Annotated in this window: 13 protein-coding genes, 1 tRNA gene and 1 pseudogene; 9 read left to right on the forward strand and 6 right to left on the reverse strand. The window is 73.0% G+C overall.

The genetic code is table 11. The features are described 5' to 3' along the window. The first annotated feature begins 13 nt into the window (after nt 1–13). The 4 genes and pseudogenes from GVN67_RS11310 to GVN67_RS11325 all read left to right on the forward strand — a co-directional run bounded on the left by GVN67_RS11310 (nt 14) and on the right by GVN67_RS11325 (nt 3,212). On the forward strand, nt 14–787 hold the full coding sequence (locus GVN67_RS11310) for a tetratricopeptide repeat protein (RefSeq protein ID WP_159995888.1): 774 nt from the start codon (nt 14–16) through the stop codon (nt 785–787). Continuing rightward, nucleotides 784–2,598: pseudogene (selB, locus tag GVN67_RS11315) on the forward strand (selenocysteine-specific translation elongation factor); the annotation flags it as partial. The gene GVN67_RS11310 and the pseudogene selB, both read left to right, overlap by 4 nt. 102 nt (nt 2,599–2,700) lie before the next feature. Continuing rightward, a tRNA-Sec gene (locus GVN67_RS11320) sits at nt 2,701–2,796 on the forward strand. Between the two features lie 23 nt (nt 2,797–2,819). After that, entirely contained in the window at nt 2,820–3,212 is a 393-nt protein-coding gene (locus tag GVN67_RS11325) for a hypothetical protein (RefSeq protein ID WP_159995890.1), read from the forward strand. Nucleotides 3,213–3,245: 33 nt separating this feature from the next. Here GVN67_RS11325 and GVN67_RS11330 read toward each other — a convergent pair whose 3' ends face one another. Further along, the gene (locus GVN67_RS11330) at nt 3,246–3,566 is read right to left on the reverse strand and encodes a hypothetical protein (protein WP_159995892.1); all 321 of its coding nucleotides are present in this window, start codon (nt 3,564–3,566) and stop codon (nt 3,246–3,248) included. Nucleotides 3,567–3,646: 80 nt separating this feature from the next. Beyond that, nucleotides 3,647–4,690, reverse strand: a complete 1,044-nt coding sequence (selD, locus tag GVN67_RS11335) for a selenide, water dikinase SelD (protein WP_159995894.1) — start codon at nt 4,688–4,690, stop codon at nt 3,647–3,649. Nucleotides 4,691–4,756: 66 nt separating this feature from the next. Between selD and GVN67_RS11340 the strand changes: the two genes are divergently transcribed. Both GVN67_RS11340 and GVN67_RS11345 read left to right on the forward strand, forming a co-directional pair. Continuing rightward, on the forward strand, nt 4,757–5,797 hold the full coding sequence (locus GVN67_RS11340) for a hypothetical protein (protein WP_159995896.1): 1,041 nt from the start codon (nt 4,757–4,759) through the stop codon (nt 5,795–5,797). Next, the gene (locus GVN67_RS11345; RefSeq protein ID WP_159995898.1) at nt 5,787–6,380 is read left to right on the forward strand and encodes a histidine phosphatase family protein; all 594 of its coding nucleotides are present in this window, start codon (nt 5,787–5,789) and stop codon (nt 6,378–6,380) included. Before GVN67_RS11340 ends, GVN67_RS11345 begins: the two co-directional genes overlap by 11 nt. Here the strand turns inward: GVN67_RS11345 and GVN67_RS11350 are convergent. The 4 genes from GVN67_RS11350 to GVN67_RS11365 are packed head-to-tail and all read right to left on the reverse strand — an operon-like array spanning nt 6,377 to nt 10,487. After that, a complete protein-coding gene (locus GVN67_RS11350) occupies nt 6,377–7,588 on the reverse strand; it encodes an FtsX-like permease family protein (protein WP_159995900.1) in 1,212 nt (403 codons plus the stop codon). The two genes, GVN67_RS11345 and GVN67_RS11350, sit on opposite strands and share 4 nt — an antisense overlap. Beyond that, nucleotides 7,585–8,271 (reverse strand): ATP-binding cassette domain-containing protein, encoded by a 687-nt coding sequence (locus GVN67_RS11355; RefSeq protein WP_159995902.1) that lies wholly within the window; start codon nt 8,269–8,271, stop codon nt 7,585–7,587. Before GVN67_RS11355 ends, GVN67_RS11350 begins: the two co-directional genes overlap by 4 nt. Before the next feature lie 16 nt (nt 8,272–8,287). After that, nucleotides 8,288–8,734, reverse strand: a complete 447-nt coding sequence (locus GVN67_RS11360; RefSeq protein ID WP_159995904.1) for a hypothetical protein — start codon at nt 8,732–8,734, stop codon at nt 8,288–8,290. After that, entirely contained in the window at nt 8,724–10,487 is a 1,764-nt protein-coding gene (locus GVN67_RS11365; RefSeq protein ID WP_159995906.1) for an alkaline phosphatase, read from the reverse strand. The genes GVN67_RS11360 and GVN67_RS11365 overlap by 11 nt, the downstream gene beginning before the upstream one ends. Before the next feature lie 253 nt (nt 10,488–10,740). On the opposite strand from GVN67_RS11365, the gene GVN67_RS11370 reads away from it, so the two are divergent. From GVN67_RS11370 to GVN67_RS11380, 3 genes are all read left to right on the forward strand, one after another. Continuing rightward, on the forward strand, nt 10,741–11,739 hold the full coding sequence (locus GVN67_RS11370) for a DUF808 domain-containing protein (protein ID WP_159995908.1): 999 nt from the start codon (nt 10,741–10,743) through the stop codon (nt 11,737–11,739). 120 nt (nt 11,740–11,859) lie between these two features. Beyond that, nucleotides 11,860–13,416, forward strand: a complete 1,557-nt coding sequence (locus GVN67_RS11375) for an ABC transporter substrate-binding protein (protein WP_235035246.1) — start codon at nt 11,860–11,862, stop codon at nt 13,414–13,416. A gap of 11 nt (nt 13,417–13,427) precedes the next feature. Then, entirely contained in the window at nt 13,428–15,002 is a 1,575-nt protein-coding gene (locus tag GVN67_RS11380) for a GMC family oxidoreductase (RefSeq protein WP_159995912.1), read from the forward strand. Nucleotides 15,003–15,265 lie beyond the last annotated feature (263 nt).

The following is a 15,265-nucleotide window of genomic DNA, read 5'->3' on the forward strand; positions in this document are numbered from 1 at the left end:
CCCGGCGGAGCCCATGGTGGCCCCAATCGCGGACCCGATGGCGGAGGCGCTGGCCGCCTTCCGCGCCGGCGACCATGCCACGGCGCTGGCCCTGTGGGAGCCGCTGGCGCGGGCCGGCGATGCCCGGGCCCAGGCCAATATCGGCGCCTGCTTCGCCGATGGGCTGGGCGTCGCGCGCGACCCCTCCCTCGCCGAGCGCTGGCTGCAGCTCTCGGCCGCGGCCGGCCATGCGGCGGGGCAGCGCAACCTGGCCGCCCTCTACCTGCAGGGCGGCGGCGCGGTCGCGGCCGATCCCGGCCGGGCGCAGCAGCTGTACCGCGCCGCCGCCGAGCAGGGCGACGCCCTGGCCCAGGACATGCTCAGCTGGCTGCTGCTGGAAGATGACTTCCTGCCGGCCGACCCGGTCGAGGCGATGCGCTGGGCGATCCCCGCGGCGCGGTCCGGCGTGGCGGCCTCGATGACGCGGATCGGCATGCTGCACCACCATGCGCTGGGCGTCGCGCGCGACGTGGCCGCCGCCGCCGCCTGGTGGCGCGCCGGGGCGACGCGCGGCGATGCCGATGGCGCCGCCATGCTGGGGGCGGCGCATCAGCTGGGCGCCGGCGTCGCGCGCGACCCGGCGCTGGCCCTCGAATGGCTGCTGCGCGCCGAGGCCGGCGGCAGCGCCCTGGCCCAGCCCTTCTTCGCCGCGGTCCGCGCCGCACTCCCCCCCGAGGCCCAGGCGGCGGCGGCCGAGGCCGCCCGGCGGAGGCCGACCCCCGCGCCGATCCCGGAGCCGCCCGCATGATCATCGGCACCGCCGGCCATATCGACCACGGCAAGACCGCGCTGGTGAAGGCGCTGACCGGCGTCGACACCGACCGCCTGAAGGAGGAGAAGGCGCGCGGCATCACCGTCGATCTGGGCTTCGCCTATCTGCCGGGCGAGGCGGGCACGCTGGGCTTCGTCGATGTCCCCGGCCATGAGCGCTTCGTCCACACCATGCTGGCCGGCGCCAGCGGCATCGACTTCGCCCTGCTGGTGGTCGCCGCCGATGACGGCGTCATGCCGCAGACCCGCGAGCACCTGGCGATCCTCGACCTGATCGGCCTGGCCGGCGGGCTGGTGGCGCTCAGCAAGGCCGACCTCGCCGATGCCGACCGCCGCGCCGTGGTCACCGCCGAGATCCGCGCGCTGCTGGAGGGCACCGGCCTGGCCGGGGCGCCGATCCTGCCGGTCTCGACCCGCACGGGCGAGAATATCGAGGCGCTGAAGGCGATGCTGCGGCAGGTGGCGGCGGGCACCGCGGCGCGGGCGGCCTCGGGCGCTTTCCGCCTGGCGGTCGATCGCAGCTTCTCGCTCTCCGGCGCCGGCACGGTGGTGACCGGCACGGTGCTGTCCGGCCGCGTCGCGCTCGGCGACAGCGTCATCGTCAGCCCGTCCGGCCTGGCCGCCCGGGTGCGCTCGATCCATGCGCAGAACCGCCCGGCGACCGAAGGCCTGGCCGGCCAGCGCTGCGCCCTGAACCTCGCCGGCGACGGCGTCAGCAAGGAGGCCATTATCCGCGGCGACCTGGTGCTGGCCCCTGGCCTGCACGCGCCGACCGACCGGATCGACGGCCGCCTGCGGGTGCTGGCCAGCGAGCCGAAGCCGCTCGGCACCTGGTTCCCGGCCCGGCTGCATGCCGGCAGCACCGAGGTCGGCGCCCGGCTGGTGCCGCTGGAAGGGCCGCTGGCGCCGGGGGCCAGCGGGCTGGTGCAGCTGGTGCTCGACCGGCCGATCGCGGCGGCGGCCGGCGACCGCTTCGTGCTGCGCGACGTCTCCGCCCAACGCACCATCGGCGGCGGTTTCTTTTCGGATTTGCGAGCGCCCGCGCGGAAACGCGGGACGCCGGAGCGGCTGGCCATTCTGCAGGCCCTGGCGGCGCCCCGCCCGGCCGAGGCCTTCCGCGCTTTGCTCGACCTGCCGCCCTATCGGGTCGAGCCCGCCGCCTTCGCCCGCGACCAGGCGCTGGGCCCGGCCGAGGCGGCGGCGCTGGTGGCGGTGGGGGATGTCGTCACCCTCGACGCCCAGGCGCTGTCGGCATCGCGCTGGGCCGGCTTCCGCGACGGTGTCGCTGGCCTGCTGGCCGCGCATCACGCGGAGCATCCCGACCAGCAGGGCCTCGGCCGCGAGCGGCTGCGGCTGCAGGCCACGCCGCGCCTGCCGGGGCCGGCCTTCCGCGTCGCCCTGGACCGCCTGGTGGCCGAGGACGTGCTGGTCGCCGAAGGGTCGTTTCTCAGATTGCCCGGCCACGAGCTGCGCCTGGACCCTGGCGACGAGGCGATCTGGGAGCAGGTTGCGCCGGCGCTGGCCGGCGCGGCGCGGTTCCGCCCGCCGCGCACCCGCGACTTCGCCCAGGCCCTGGCGATCCCCGAGCCGCAGATGCGGCACCTGCTGAAGGCCTGCGCCCGGCAGGGCCGCATCGACCAGGTCGCGCATGACCACTTTTTCCTGCGCGCCACGACGCTGGAGATGGTCGGGCTGGCGGTGGATTGCGGGGCGCAGGCGCCGGAGGGCTGGTTCGCCGTCGCCGCCTTCCGCGACCGGATGGACAATGGCCGCAAGGTCGCCATCCAGATCCTGGACTTCTTCGACCGCCACGGTGTGACCTTGCGCCGGGGCGATCTGCGGCGCATCAATCCGCATCGGCTGGACCTGTTCGGTCCCTTGCCGTCGCGTGGAGGAGAGACGTTCCCGGTGGGGCGTCCGGACTTCAAATCCGGGTGGGGCAGCGAGACTGTCCCGGGTGGGTTCGACTCCCATTCTCTTCCGCCATCCTCCCCGCCGGACGACCCCGCATGACCCCGCCCAGTAGTCCCTTGGCCGAGACCGATTTCGACGACTGGATCATCGCCACCCATGCCGAGGCCGGCGACTTCACCATGCTCTTCGTGCTGCTGGGCATCGGCGAGGCCACGGTCGAGCCGAAGCGCGCTGCCTGGCTGCATGTGCTGGGCAACGAGACCCGCTGGACAGAGATGAAGCGCCTGTTTATCGGCGCCGGCGTCGCCTGGGATGGCGTGGTTTTCTACCGCGCCGGGCGCGAGGGGCTGGTGCCGGACGACACCGCCCGCGCCCGCCTGGCGGCGCTGACCGCCAAGCTGCACGAGGACCGCAGCCTGATCCGCGACGGTTTCTTCTTCAATGCCGACGGGCTGACGCTGCGGCTGGAAGAGATGCGGCGGCACTGAAGTCGTGCAGCCGAACCATCTGAATTTAAAAAATTAACAGGCCCGGCGCGGGCGCGGCTTCAGCGGGTCCAGGCCGCGCGCGGTCGGCGGCTGCCAGGTGGCCGATTGCGGGCTGCCGCCCTGGGTGCTGGTGCCGATCTGCGACCCGCCGGTGCCGCCGCTCCAGCCGGTGGAGCCCGCATTGCCCGGCGCCGTGGCATCCGCCCCGGCCTGCCGCGGGGTGGCCGGGGTCGCCTGGCTGCCGCCTTCGCAGGCCGGCGCCGCGCCGGGCGTGGTGCCCTGCGCCCAGGCCGCCGGCGCCAGGGCCAGCCCGGCCAGCAGCGCCCATCCGGTGATCCGCCTCGCCTGTGCCATCGAGCCCTCCTGGGGTTGTCCTGGAAAGAAGCCGGGGTGGGCCGCCGCGGTTGCAGCCCCGCCCGGCAAAGCGCTGGTCCTCAAAGAATATCGATGCCGGGCTCGCCGGCCACGGCGCGGCCGATGATGGCGGCGCGCGAGAAGCCCTCGGCGCGGATGCGGGCCAGCGTCGCCGCGGCGGCCTCGGGCGCCACGCTGACCAGCAGCCCGCCCGAGGTCTGCGGGTCGGCCAGCAGCAGCCGCTGCCAGTCCGGGCAGTTCTCCGGCAGGCGGATCGCCGCGCCATAGCTGTCCCAGTTGCGGTGCGAGGCGCCGGTGATGAAGCCGGCCTGGGCCAGCGCCTCGGCATGCCGCAGCAGCGGCAGGGCCGCGAGCTCGATCGCCAGCCTGACCCCCGAACCCCGCGCCAGCTCCAGCCCATGGCCGAGGATGCCGAAGCCGGTGACATCGGTGATGCCATGCACGGCCTCCTCGGTCGCCAGGCTGGCGCCGACGCGGTTCAGCTGCGTCATCGAGGCGATCATCTCGGCATAGCCGCCCTCCGGCAGCTTTTCTTTTTTAATAGCAGCCGAGTAGACGCCGACGCCGAGCGCCTTGGTCAGGATCAGCGCGTCGCCGGGCCGCGCCATGGTGTTGCGCCGCACCTGCGCCGGATGGCCCAGCCCGATCACCGCCAGGCCGTAGATCGGCTCCGGGCTGTCGATCGAATGGCCGCCGGCGATGGGGATGCCGGCCTCGGCGCAGATCGACGCCCCGCCGGCCAGGATCAGCCGCACCTGCTCCGGCGCCAGCTTGCCCAGCGGCATGCCCAGGATGGCCAGCGCCATGATCGGCTTGCCGCCCATGGCATAGATGTCGGAAATCGCGTTGGTCGCGGCGATGCGGCCGAAATCGGTCGGGTCGTCGACCATCGGCATGAAGAAATCGGTGGTGGCCATCACCGCCAGCTCGTCATTCACCTGCCAGACGGCAGCATCGTCCGAGGTTTCCGCGCCGACCAGCAACTGAGAAAAAGGGCCGGCCTGCGGCTGCCCGGCCAGCAGCCCCTGCAGCACCGCCGGCGCCAGCTTGCAGCCGCAGCCGCCGCCATGCGCAAGCTCCGTCAGCCGCGGCATCGCGTCCATCCTGGTGTTCCTCTTCCCGTCCCTTCCAAGGATGGGCGCGCGGGGGCTCAGAGAAAAGTCCCGCGGGTGGCGGAAGCGCGCGCCGCGTGGTTTCATGGCCAGGATGATCCGCGCCTGTCCGCCCCCGCGATGCTGAGCTGGCTGCGCCGCCGCCCGGCCGAGGCCGCGCCGCCGGCACAGCCCCCCGGCAACCGCATCCACGCCCTGCTGGACGCCGTCGGCCTGCCCTGGCGCACGCCGCGCGGCCGCCTGGCCGAGCGCTTCGGCACCGTCCCGCACCCGGCCTATACCCAGACCGTCATCGCCGTGCCGACGGTGCCGCCGCTGGTGCCGGGGCTGCTCTGGCCGCTCGGCGCCGCGGTCTGGCACGACGCGCCGCCCGACCTGCCGGCGATCAGCTTCTCCTCGGTGGCCTGGCTGTCGGCCGATGCGGGGGCCAATATCCGTGCCTGCGTCGCGGCCCTGGCCGGGCCGCTGGGCACCGTGCAGATCGTCGAGAGCAGCGGCGTGCGCCGTGCCCAATGGCGCGACGGGGCGGCGGCGCTGACGCTGACCACCTGGCCCGAGGCGCGCGACCCCAACCCGGCCAACCAGCGCGAGCCGCGGCTGGCCCAGGCCTGCCACATCGCCATCGAGACCGGCTTCCGCCAGGGCCTCTCGGCGCGGGAGCGCGACTGGCTGGCGCATGCGGTGCCGCTGGCCGAGAACCCGTCCCGCCCGCCGCCGACGCTGGAGGCGCTGCAGCGCCGCCCGGCCGCCGAGGCGATGCTGGAATTCGCGCGATCGCCCGACACCGCGATGGCGCTGCTGCTCGGCCGCATCAGCCGGGCGCCGGCGACCGAGGCGCTGATCTTCTGCCACGGCCAGTTCTGCATGGTCCCCGCCGAGCGGCTGGAGGGCTTCTCGGTCGAGCGGCTGCTGCCGGCCAAGGGCAGCGGCGGCGCCACGCTGCTGGCCCGCCTCAGCCCGGCGCGGCCCGGCTGGCTGCCGCCGGTGCTGACCCTGGCGAGCGACCCCTCGCCGGACGGGCTGACCGCGCTGGGCGAGCGGCTGGCGGCCGAGTTTGCCCGCCCCTGCGAGATCAGCCCCTATGCCAATGACGTCTGACCGCCGCCTGCTGCATTTCGTCACCCATCCCGAGGTGCTGATCGACCCGGGCGTGGCCGTGCCCGACTGGCCGCTGTCGGAACGTGGCCGGCAGCGGATGCTGCTGGCGGTCGCCGCCCCCTGGGCGCTGGAGGTGGATGCGCTGTTCTGCAGCGCCGAGCGGAAGGCGCGCGACGGCGCCGGGATCCTGGGCGCCGCGCGCGGCCTTGTTCCGGTCGTGCTGGAAGAGCTCGGCGAGAACGACCGCTCGGCCACCGGATACCTGCCGCGCGCCGAATTCGAGGCGACGGCTGACCTGTTCTTCGGCCATCCGGAGACCAGCATCCGCGGCTGGGAACGCGCGGTCGACGCGCAGGGGCGCATCCTGCGCGCCTTCGACAACGTCCTGGCCCTGGCCGGCAAGGCCCGGCGCATCGCGGTGGTGGCGCATGGCGGCGTCGGCGCCCTGCTGCTGAGCGCGCTGTCGGGCGAGGCCATCAGCCGGGCCACGGACCAGCCCGGCGATGGCGGCGGCTTCTTGTTCACCGTCGCCCTGCCGGACCGGCGGGTGGTCGCCGGCTGGCGGCGGATCGAGACGGCTTAGCCCTGCAGCCCCTCGGCCGGGGGGCGGCGCCAGGCCCAGAGCGCCGGCAACAGCGCCGCCAGCAACCCCGCGGCCAGGATGGCGGCAGCGAGCCCGGCCTCGGCCAGCGACGGCGCCACGGCGATGCTGACGCGGGCCGCCTGCCCCACCGCGCCGGCCGCCAGCGCCGCGCCCAGCCAGCCCAGCAGGAAGCCGGCGACGACGCCCACCCCCAGGATCACCGCCATCTCCAGCCAGACGGCGGCCAGCAGGAAGCGCCGCGGCGCCCCGATGGCCCGCAGCACGGCAAATTCCTGCCGCCGCACCGCCAGCAGCCCGGCAAAAGACAGGAAGACCGCCGCGAGCACCAGGCCGGTGCTGGCGGCGGCCATGCCGGACAGCACCATCCGCATCTCGGCGCCGACGCGGAACAGCGACACCAGCACCTCGGCCGGGAAGAAGGCCATGGCGCCATCGGTCCGGTAGCGCTGGCGCAGCTGATAGGCCTGGGCGATGCCGCGCGGCGCCACCACCACCGCCGGCACGCCGGGCGGGTCGACGGTCCAGGGCGGGCCCGGCGGGTCTTCTTCCGAGGCATGGCCATTGCCCAGGCCATGCACCTCCCAGACCGTCTCGATCGGCAGCAGCACGGCCCAGTCCCAGGGCGTGCCGGTGGGCGGCAGGCGGCCGACGACGCTGAAGCCGGCCTCCGCATGCTCATGGCCATGCGCCTCGGCGCCGGCATGCGCCAGGCCGTGCTGGGGGACGCCGCGCTCGCCGAGCCTGAGGGGCACGGCATGGCCGACCACCGCCTCGCCTTCGGCCGCGAAGATGCGCCCCTCGGCCAGCGGGCGGCGGCCGCCCAGCGTCAGGAAGGCGGGGGCGACGCCGACCACCGGATGGCTGCCCCAGCGGTCGCCGAAGCCGATCGGCGACAGCCAGGCGACATCCGGGTCGGCCTGCAGCCGCTGCAGCACGGCGCCGGGCAGCAGCGGCACCACGTCGGGCTGCAGGTAGATGGCGGTCAGCGTCAGCTGGGTCTGGCTGCCGGGGGCGCCGACCAGCAGGTCGAAGCCCTCCGCCGCCTGGGCGGCGCCACGGCGCAGGCCGCGCTCCAGCAACCCGACGCCAACCCCGAGCGCGGTCGCCAGCGCCACCAGCAGCATCAGCGCCAGCACGGTGCCGCGACGGCGGCGCAGGGCAGCGCGGGCGATCGGCCAAGGGTTCATTGCACGCGCTCCAGCCGGCCTTCGACCAGCGTCGCGCGATGCGGCAGCCGGGCGGCGAGCGCCAGGTCATGCGTCGCCAGCAGCAGGGTGGCCCCCGATTCCCGCGCGACTTCCAGCAGCAGCTCGGCCGCGGCGGCGCCGGAGGCGGCGTCCAGGCTGGCGGTGGGCTCGTCGGCGATCAGCACGGCGGGGGCGCGCAGCAGGGCACGGGCGAGCGCCACGCGTTGCCGCTCGCCGCGGCTCATCGCCTCGATGCGGGTGCCGGGGGCCTGGATGCCGGCGCGGGCCAGCAGGGCAGCGGCGCGGTCGCGCAGCGCGGCGGGCGCCCGGGCATGGTCGAACCAGGCCGGCACCAGGACATTTTCCAAGGCTGTCAGCCCGCCAATCAGAAAAAAATCCTGGAACACCAAGCCGAGGTGGTCGCGGCGCCAGCTGTCGCGGGCGGCCTCGCCCAGGGCAGAGAGCGTCACCTCCCCCCAGCGGATGCTGCCGCCGGCGGGGAGCGCCAACCCCGCCAGGGCATGCAGCAGGCTGGTCTTGCCGCTGCCGGAGGGGCCGGTCAGGGCCAGCGCCGCGCCGGCCGGCAGGTCCAGGCTCGCCCCGTCGAGCAGCCGGCGTTCGCCGCCGCCGCGCAGGGAGAAGCCGAGGCGGAGGTCGCGGCAGGCAAGCGGCAGGCCGGGCATCGAGGGCGGTCTTCGGTCAGACGGTGCGGAAGGCCGCGTCGCGCAGGCGCAGCTGGCTGACGAAGCCGGTGGCCGGGTCGGTCCAGGAGCCGCGCTCCAGCCTTCCGCGGGTCTCGATCGGCACGGTGGCGTCGACCGGGGTGGCCTGGCGGCGCAGGTAGACGACGACGATATCGGCCGGCCAGTCGGCATTGCTGGAGCAGAAGGGGCAGAGCGCCATCGGCTCCCGCGAGAGCACGAAGAAGTCGGCCTCGGCCTTCAGCGGCGGGGCCATGAAGCCGCGCATGGCGACCTCCTGGCCCGTCAGCTTCTCGACCTCGGTGGAGAAGCGCAGCCCTTCGACGGTCCAGGCGCCGTAGAGCTGGTCGAAGCGCAAGGGCGTCGCGGCGCTGGCGGGCTTCCCCACCAGCGCCAGGCCGGCGGCGAACAACGTTCGCCGCCCCAGGAAAAAATTAGCGGCCAAGGCCGAGGGCTTCGGCCATGGCGCGGAACACCATGGTGTTGTCGACGAAGCCGCGGAAACGCTCGCTGCCCGGACCGGTGGCGCGCAGGATGACGTCGTCCACCGTGTGCACCGCCTGGGCGTTGCTGCGCGGGATATTGCCCTCGCGCAGCTGGCCACCCGGATTGGCCTCGCGGTAGCGCTCATTGGCCATGAAGCGGTTGGCCTGGCCCTGCTGCGCCACGGCCGGGACATTGGTGCCCTCGAGATGCGGCCGGAAGGTCTCGTAGTAGTCAGGAAAATTGGCGAAGAACACGGCCAGGCGGCGGGAGACATCGACCCGCGGCGGATAGCCGCGCGCATCGGCAGCCGGGTAGTTGGGGAAGCCGGCCTGCTCGTAGACGCCGACCTTCTCGCGCATCTCGGTGCCCGGGCGGTTGTCGTCGACCGTGCCGGTGATGCTCATGCCGTGGTTGTGGTCGGGGACCACGACGATCAGCGTGTCGTCGCGGTTCGCCGCCCAGTCCAGCGCCACCTTCAGGGCGTTGTCGAGCATGATGGTCTCGTAGACCGAGCGCTCCCAGTCCAACGGGTGGTTGAACTTGTCGATCGAGCCGCTCTCGACCATCAGGAAGAAGCCGGCCGGGTTGCGCGACAGCACCTGCAGTGCGGCGCGGGTCTGCTCGGTCAGGTCGGGCTGGTTGGGGAAGCGCTCGACGGTGCCGCGGCGGAGATAGAAACGGTCCAGCGCGCCGTCCATGTTGCCCAGGTTGAACAGGCCGAGCAGCCGGCGGGTGCCGGGGTCGGCGGCGGCCGCCGTCATGCTCTCGGCGCTGTCGCCGAAGGCGTAGCCGGCCTGGCGGAAGGCGTCGATCATGTTGCGCTCGTCGGCGCGGCGCGAGCCGGGGGTCGAGCGCGGCAGGAAGGAGGCCGAGCCGCCGCCCATCACCACTTCCGGCCCCGCGGCCAGCAGCTGGTCAGTGATCGGGATATAGTCGTTGCGGCGGCGGGTATGGGCGAAGACGGCGGCCGGCGTCGCGTCCTGGATCTCGGCGGTGGTGACGATGCCGACCGACATGCCCAGCTGGCGGCGCGCCAGGCTGGCGATGGTCTCGACCTTGGGGTGGTCCAGCGTGCCGCGCGCGCGCGAGGCATAGACGTTCAGCGCGTTCACCGCCGACTTGTGGCCGGTGTTGTAGGCGGCCGCCGAATTGGCGCTGTCGGTGGCGATGGAATCGCTGCCCGAGGTGCCGACGGTGGCCATCCGCGGCAGGTTGTCCATGGCCAGCGTCGAGCGGTAGCGGCCCTCCTCGATCCCGCGGGACAGGATGCGCGCCGCGGTGACATTGGCCACCGTCATGCCGTCGCCGACGAAGAGGATGACATTCTGCGCCCGGCGCTGCTCGGGGGCGGCATAGACCTCCCAGGCGACGGAAGCGGTGTTCTGCCCGTCGCTGGCCTGCAGCACGTAGCGGCCGGGGGTCGCCAGCGTGGCGTCGCGCAGCACCAGGCTGGAGGCGGCCTGGCCGTCCTCGCGCTCGAGGAACTCGGCCGGCTTGCCGAAGCTGTCCTCCAGCGGCTTGCCGTTCAGCGTGACGCGCAGCGCGTCGCGGGCGACGACGCCGGCGAACTCCACCTTCACGTCGAAGCGGCTGCCGGCCAGGATTTCGGCGCGGTTGATCGGGAAGATGGTCTGGGCCGAGGCGGCCCCCGGGAGGGTGACGGCAGCGAGGCTGCCGAGCATCAGGGCGGTGGTGGCGAGCAGGCGGCGCATCGGGTCCAGATCCTTTCCGGAGGCGGGCGCAGACTAGAGCTTGCGCGGCGTCGGACCAGTGCGTCATCGAAATTTCACGGGCTGGGGCGGGGCCGTGGCGGGTTCCTCGCGGGGGTTTGCAACCCGGCGGCAGGTTTCTGATTTTTCATCCGCCTGGCCCAGGCTATGGCCCTTCTCTTTCCGCGCATGAGGCCCCGACCTTGCCCCTGACCCCTCCCCGGCCGCTCCAGCCCCCTGTCCGGGGGATGCGGCGATGAGCGTCGGCCTGATCGCGCTGCTCGACGACGTGGCCGCCCTGGCCAAGGTCGCCGCCGCCTCGCTCGACGACATCGCTGCGCAATCGGCCAAGGCCGGCACCAAGGCGATCGGCATCGTCATCGACGACGCCGCCGTCACGCCGCGCTACGTGGTGGGCTTCGCCGCGGCGCGGGAGCTGCCGATCGTCGGCCGCATCGCGCTGGGCTCGCTGAAGAACAAGCTGCTGTTCCTGCTGCCGGCCGCCCTGCTGCTGAGCTTCTTCGCGCCCTGGGTGATCACGCCGCTGCTGATGCTGGGCGGCGCCTATCTCTGCTACGAGGGCGCGCTGAAGGTCATCGAGAGCTTCCGCCCCGCCAGCGAGGCCAAGGCCGCCCCGGCCGTGACGCCGGAGAACGCCGTCGCCCTGGAGGAGCAGAAGATCAAGGGTGCGATCAAGACCGACTTCATCCTCTCGGCCGAGATCATGGCGCTGACCCTGGCCGGGCTCGGCACCAATTCGGTGGTGATGCAGGCGGTGATCCTGGCGGTCGTCGGCATCGGCATCACCGTGCTGGTCTATGGCGGCGTGGCGCTGATCGTGAAGGCCGACGATGTCGGCGTGGCGCTGGCGGCCAATCCGCGGCCGGCCGGCACCCTGCTGGGGCTGCGCGGGCGGCCGGCGCCGGGCGACACCACCCCGGGCTCCGGCGCCGACCGGGCGCTGCGGCCGGTGACCCAGGCGGTCGGGCGCGGGCTGGTGATCGGCATGCCACATTTCCTGAAGCTGCTGGCCGTCGTCGGCACCGCGGCGATGCTCTGGGTCGGCGGCGGCATCCTGCTGCACGGGGCGGAGGAGATGGGCTGGGCCTGGCCGGCGCATGCGGTGCACGACGCGGCGGCCATGGCGGGCGGCGGCCTGGCCGGCTGGCTGGTGACCGCGGGGCTGTCCGGCCTGCTCGGCCTGGTGCTGGGCGCCATCCTGATGCCGGTGGCCAGCCGGGTCATTCCGCACTGAGCTGAACGCACCCCCCTCCATCGCACGACCATTCGGCCAAAATGATTTTTCCGTCTGGTCATCCAGCCCGGCATGAGGCTTGCTAGCCCAGGCAGGCTTTCATTCCGGGGTGAGACGATGATGCGATGGGGTAACTGGTTGGCGCTGGGCGCGCTGGCGGTCGGTCTGGCTGCGGCGCCGCTGCGCGCGCAGCCGCTGAAGGTCGTGCTGGAGGCGGAGATCGTCACCCTCGATCCGCATTTCACCGGCGCCTATATCTCGCGCACCTTCGGCTACATGGTCTTCGACACGCTCTTCGCGCCCGACGGCAAGGGCACGATGCAGCCGCAGATGGTGGACAAGTACACCACCTCCGACGACGGCCTGACCTGGAGCTTCACCCTGCGCCCCGGCCAGAGCTTCCATGACGGCGCGCCGGTGACGGCGGCCGACGTGGTCGCCTCGCTCAAGCGCTGGGGCACCCGCAGCGCCCTCGGCGGCCGGCTGATGGCGGTGACCGAGAAGCTGGAGGCGACCGGCCCCGACAGCTTCACCCTGGTGCTGAAGGAGCGCTACGGCCTGGTGCTGGACACCCTCGGCACCACCTCCTCGCCCTCGCCCTTCATCATGCCGGCCCGCCTCGCCGCCACCCCGGGCTCGACCCAGGTGTCGGAAATCGTCGGCTCCGGCCCCTTCGTCTATGACCGCGCCCGGCACCGCACCGGCGACAGCATGTATCTGCGCCGCAACGAGGCCTACAAGCCGCGCGCCGAGCCCACCGACTTCCTGGCCGGCGCCAAGGTGGTGAAGGTCGACGGCCTCGACATCCGCGTCATCCCCGATGGCGCCACGGCCTATGCCGCGCTGCAGGCCGGCGACATCGACTACATGCAGTACGCGCCCTTCGACCTGCTGGCCAATATCGAGCGCGACCGCCGGCTGCGGCTGATGAACTTCACCGGCGCGCATATGTTCACCGGCCATTACCGCATCAACACCGCCTCGCCGCCCTTCAACGACCCGGCCATCCGCCGCGTGCTGCTGCGGCTGGTCGACCAGACCGAGGTCATGGCCGGGCTTGGCCTGGACAGCCGCTATTCGCAGCGCTGTGCCGCTTTCTTCATCTGCGGCTCGTCCAACGAGACGCTGCAGGGCGCCGAGGCCCTGGCCGATCCCTCGATCGAGGCCGCGGCCGCCGCGCTGAAGCAGACCAAATATGCCGGCGAGCCGGTGATCGTGCTGACCGCCTCCGACCTCGAGGCGCCCAAGGTCTCCAGCCAGATCCTGGCCGACCGCCTGGCGCGGGCCGGCTTCAAGGTCGACCTGCAGGTGATGGACTGGGCCTCGGTGCTGGCCCGCCGCACCCAGCGCCAGGGCTGGAGCGTCTTCGGCGTCCACGCGCTGGGCTTCGACCTGGCCTCGCCGCTGACCAACTCGGTCATCGCCTTCAACTGCACCAGCTCGCTGACCGGCGGCTTCATGTGCGACCAGCGCCTGGTGCCGCTCTACGAGGCCTTCGCCCGCGCCCCCACCCGCGAGGCGCAGCGCGACATCGCCGGCCAGATCCAGGCGATCGTCTACGAGCAGGGCCTGGGCATCCCCTTCGGCCAGTTCGCCCAGCCCGCCGCCTATCGCGCCGTGCTGGAGGGGCTGCCGAACTCGGCGATCCCGCTGTTCTGGAACGTGGCGAAGAAATAAGGCCGGACCGCATGTATGACGTGATCGTGGTGGGGGCCGGCTCAGCCGGCGCCCCGCTCGCCGCCCGCCTCTCCGAGGATTCTTCTCGACGTGTGCTGCTGCTCGAAGCAGGGCGCGACTGGCGATCGGCGGAGGCGCCGCACGCGCTGCGCAGCGCCAACATCATTCCCTTCATGCGCGACCCGGCGCATCAGGCCGAGTGGCAATGGCCGGGCCTCGAGACCCGCCGCACCCGCGCCCAGGCGCCGCGCTTCTACTGGCGCGGCAAGACCATGGGCGGGTCGTCCACGGTCAATGCGCAGATCGCCATCCGCGGCGTGCCGGCCGCCTTCGACCATTGGGAGAGCCTGGGCTGCACCGGCTGGGGCGCGGCCGATGTCCTGCCGCTCTTCGACCTGATCGAGGACGACAATGAAAGCGCCGCCGGCCCCGGCCAGCGCCAGGGCGGCCCGCTGCCGGTCTGGCACGCGCCGCAATCGGCCTGGGGCGCGGTCGACCGCGCGCTGCGGGATGCGGCGCTGGGCCTCGGCTATCCCTGGAAGGCCGACCTGAACGCCCCCCAGGGCGAGGGCGTCGCCTGCTACCCGATCAACAGCCGTGACGGGAAGCGGGTGACCACCAATGACGGCTACCTGGAGCCCGCCCGCGGCCGCCCCAACCTCGAGATCCGCGGCGGCGCCCTGGTCGACCGCGTCCTGTTCGACGGCAAGCGCGCCCGCGGCCTGCTCGTCCAATTCGAGGGCGAGGACGCCCCCGTCGAGATCGCCGCAAAGGAAATTGTCCTCTGCGCCGGCGCCATCCACAGCCCGGTGATCCTGATGCGCTCGGGCCTCGGCCCGGCTGGTCATCTGGCCGAGCACGGCATCCCCGTGCTGCAGGACATGCCCGGCGTCGGCCAGGGGCTGATGGACCACCCGATCCTGCGCGCCAGCCTGCACCTGGCGCCCGGACATGCCGCCGATGGCCAGGACAGCCGCCACACCAATTGCTGCCTGACCTACAGCTCCGGCCTCGGCGGGGGCGGCGAGCGCGACATGATCATGATCGCCTTCAACCACACCGGCTTCGCCGCCGGCGGCCCGGCGCCAATCGGCTCGATCGGCGTCTCGGTCTATAACGCCTTCTCCCGCGGCGAGGTGCGGCTGACCTCCGCCGACCCGGCCGCCAATCCGGTGGTCGAGGAGAACATGCTGGACGACCCGCGCGACCGGCTGCGGCTGCGCGACGGGCTGCGCCGCCTGGCCAGGATCGTCGAGCGCGACGCGGTGACCGGCATCGCGACCGATATCCGCTTCGGCGAGACCGCGCTGTCCTTCGCGCAGGCCGTGGCCCTGCCGGATGACGAGCTCGACACGCTGATGCTGGCCGAATGCAACGACATCCAGCATGCCGCCGGCACCTGCCGCATGGCGCCCGTCAGCGACCCGATGGCCGTGGTCGACCCCGACCTGCGCGTCCACGGGATCGAAGGCCTGCGCGTCGCCGACGCCGCCATCATGCCCACCGACTGCCGCGCCAACCTGCATTTCACCTGCGTGATGATCGGCGAGATGGCGGCGAAGCGGATGCGGGCCGGACAAGCTTAAGTATTTTTCTTGGTTTCTTGGCTCTGGCGCAGGGATGCGTCTTGGCGGGACGGAAATAATGTCTCGCGAATGCTTTCCGCCGCGGCAAAACCCGCGGCGGGCGGGCGCGTTACTGCTGCACGCCGACCCCCGCTTGCAGAAGTGCTGGGCCGGCAGCAGCAAGGATTACCCGGATGAGCGTCTTCAGCAGCATCATGAACAAGATCTTCGGCCATCGCGCCGAAGCCGCGCCGGCGGCCGACCCGGCCGCCGCCCCCGCCCCC

Origin of the sequence: Roseomonas sp. 18066 (assembly GCF_902706185.1) — a bacterium.
Lineage (GTDB): Bacteria > Pseudomonadota > Alphaproteobacteria > Acetobacterales > Acetobacteraceae > Pseudoroseomonas.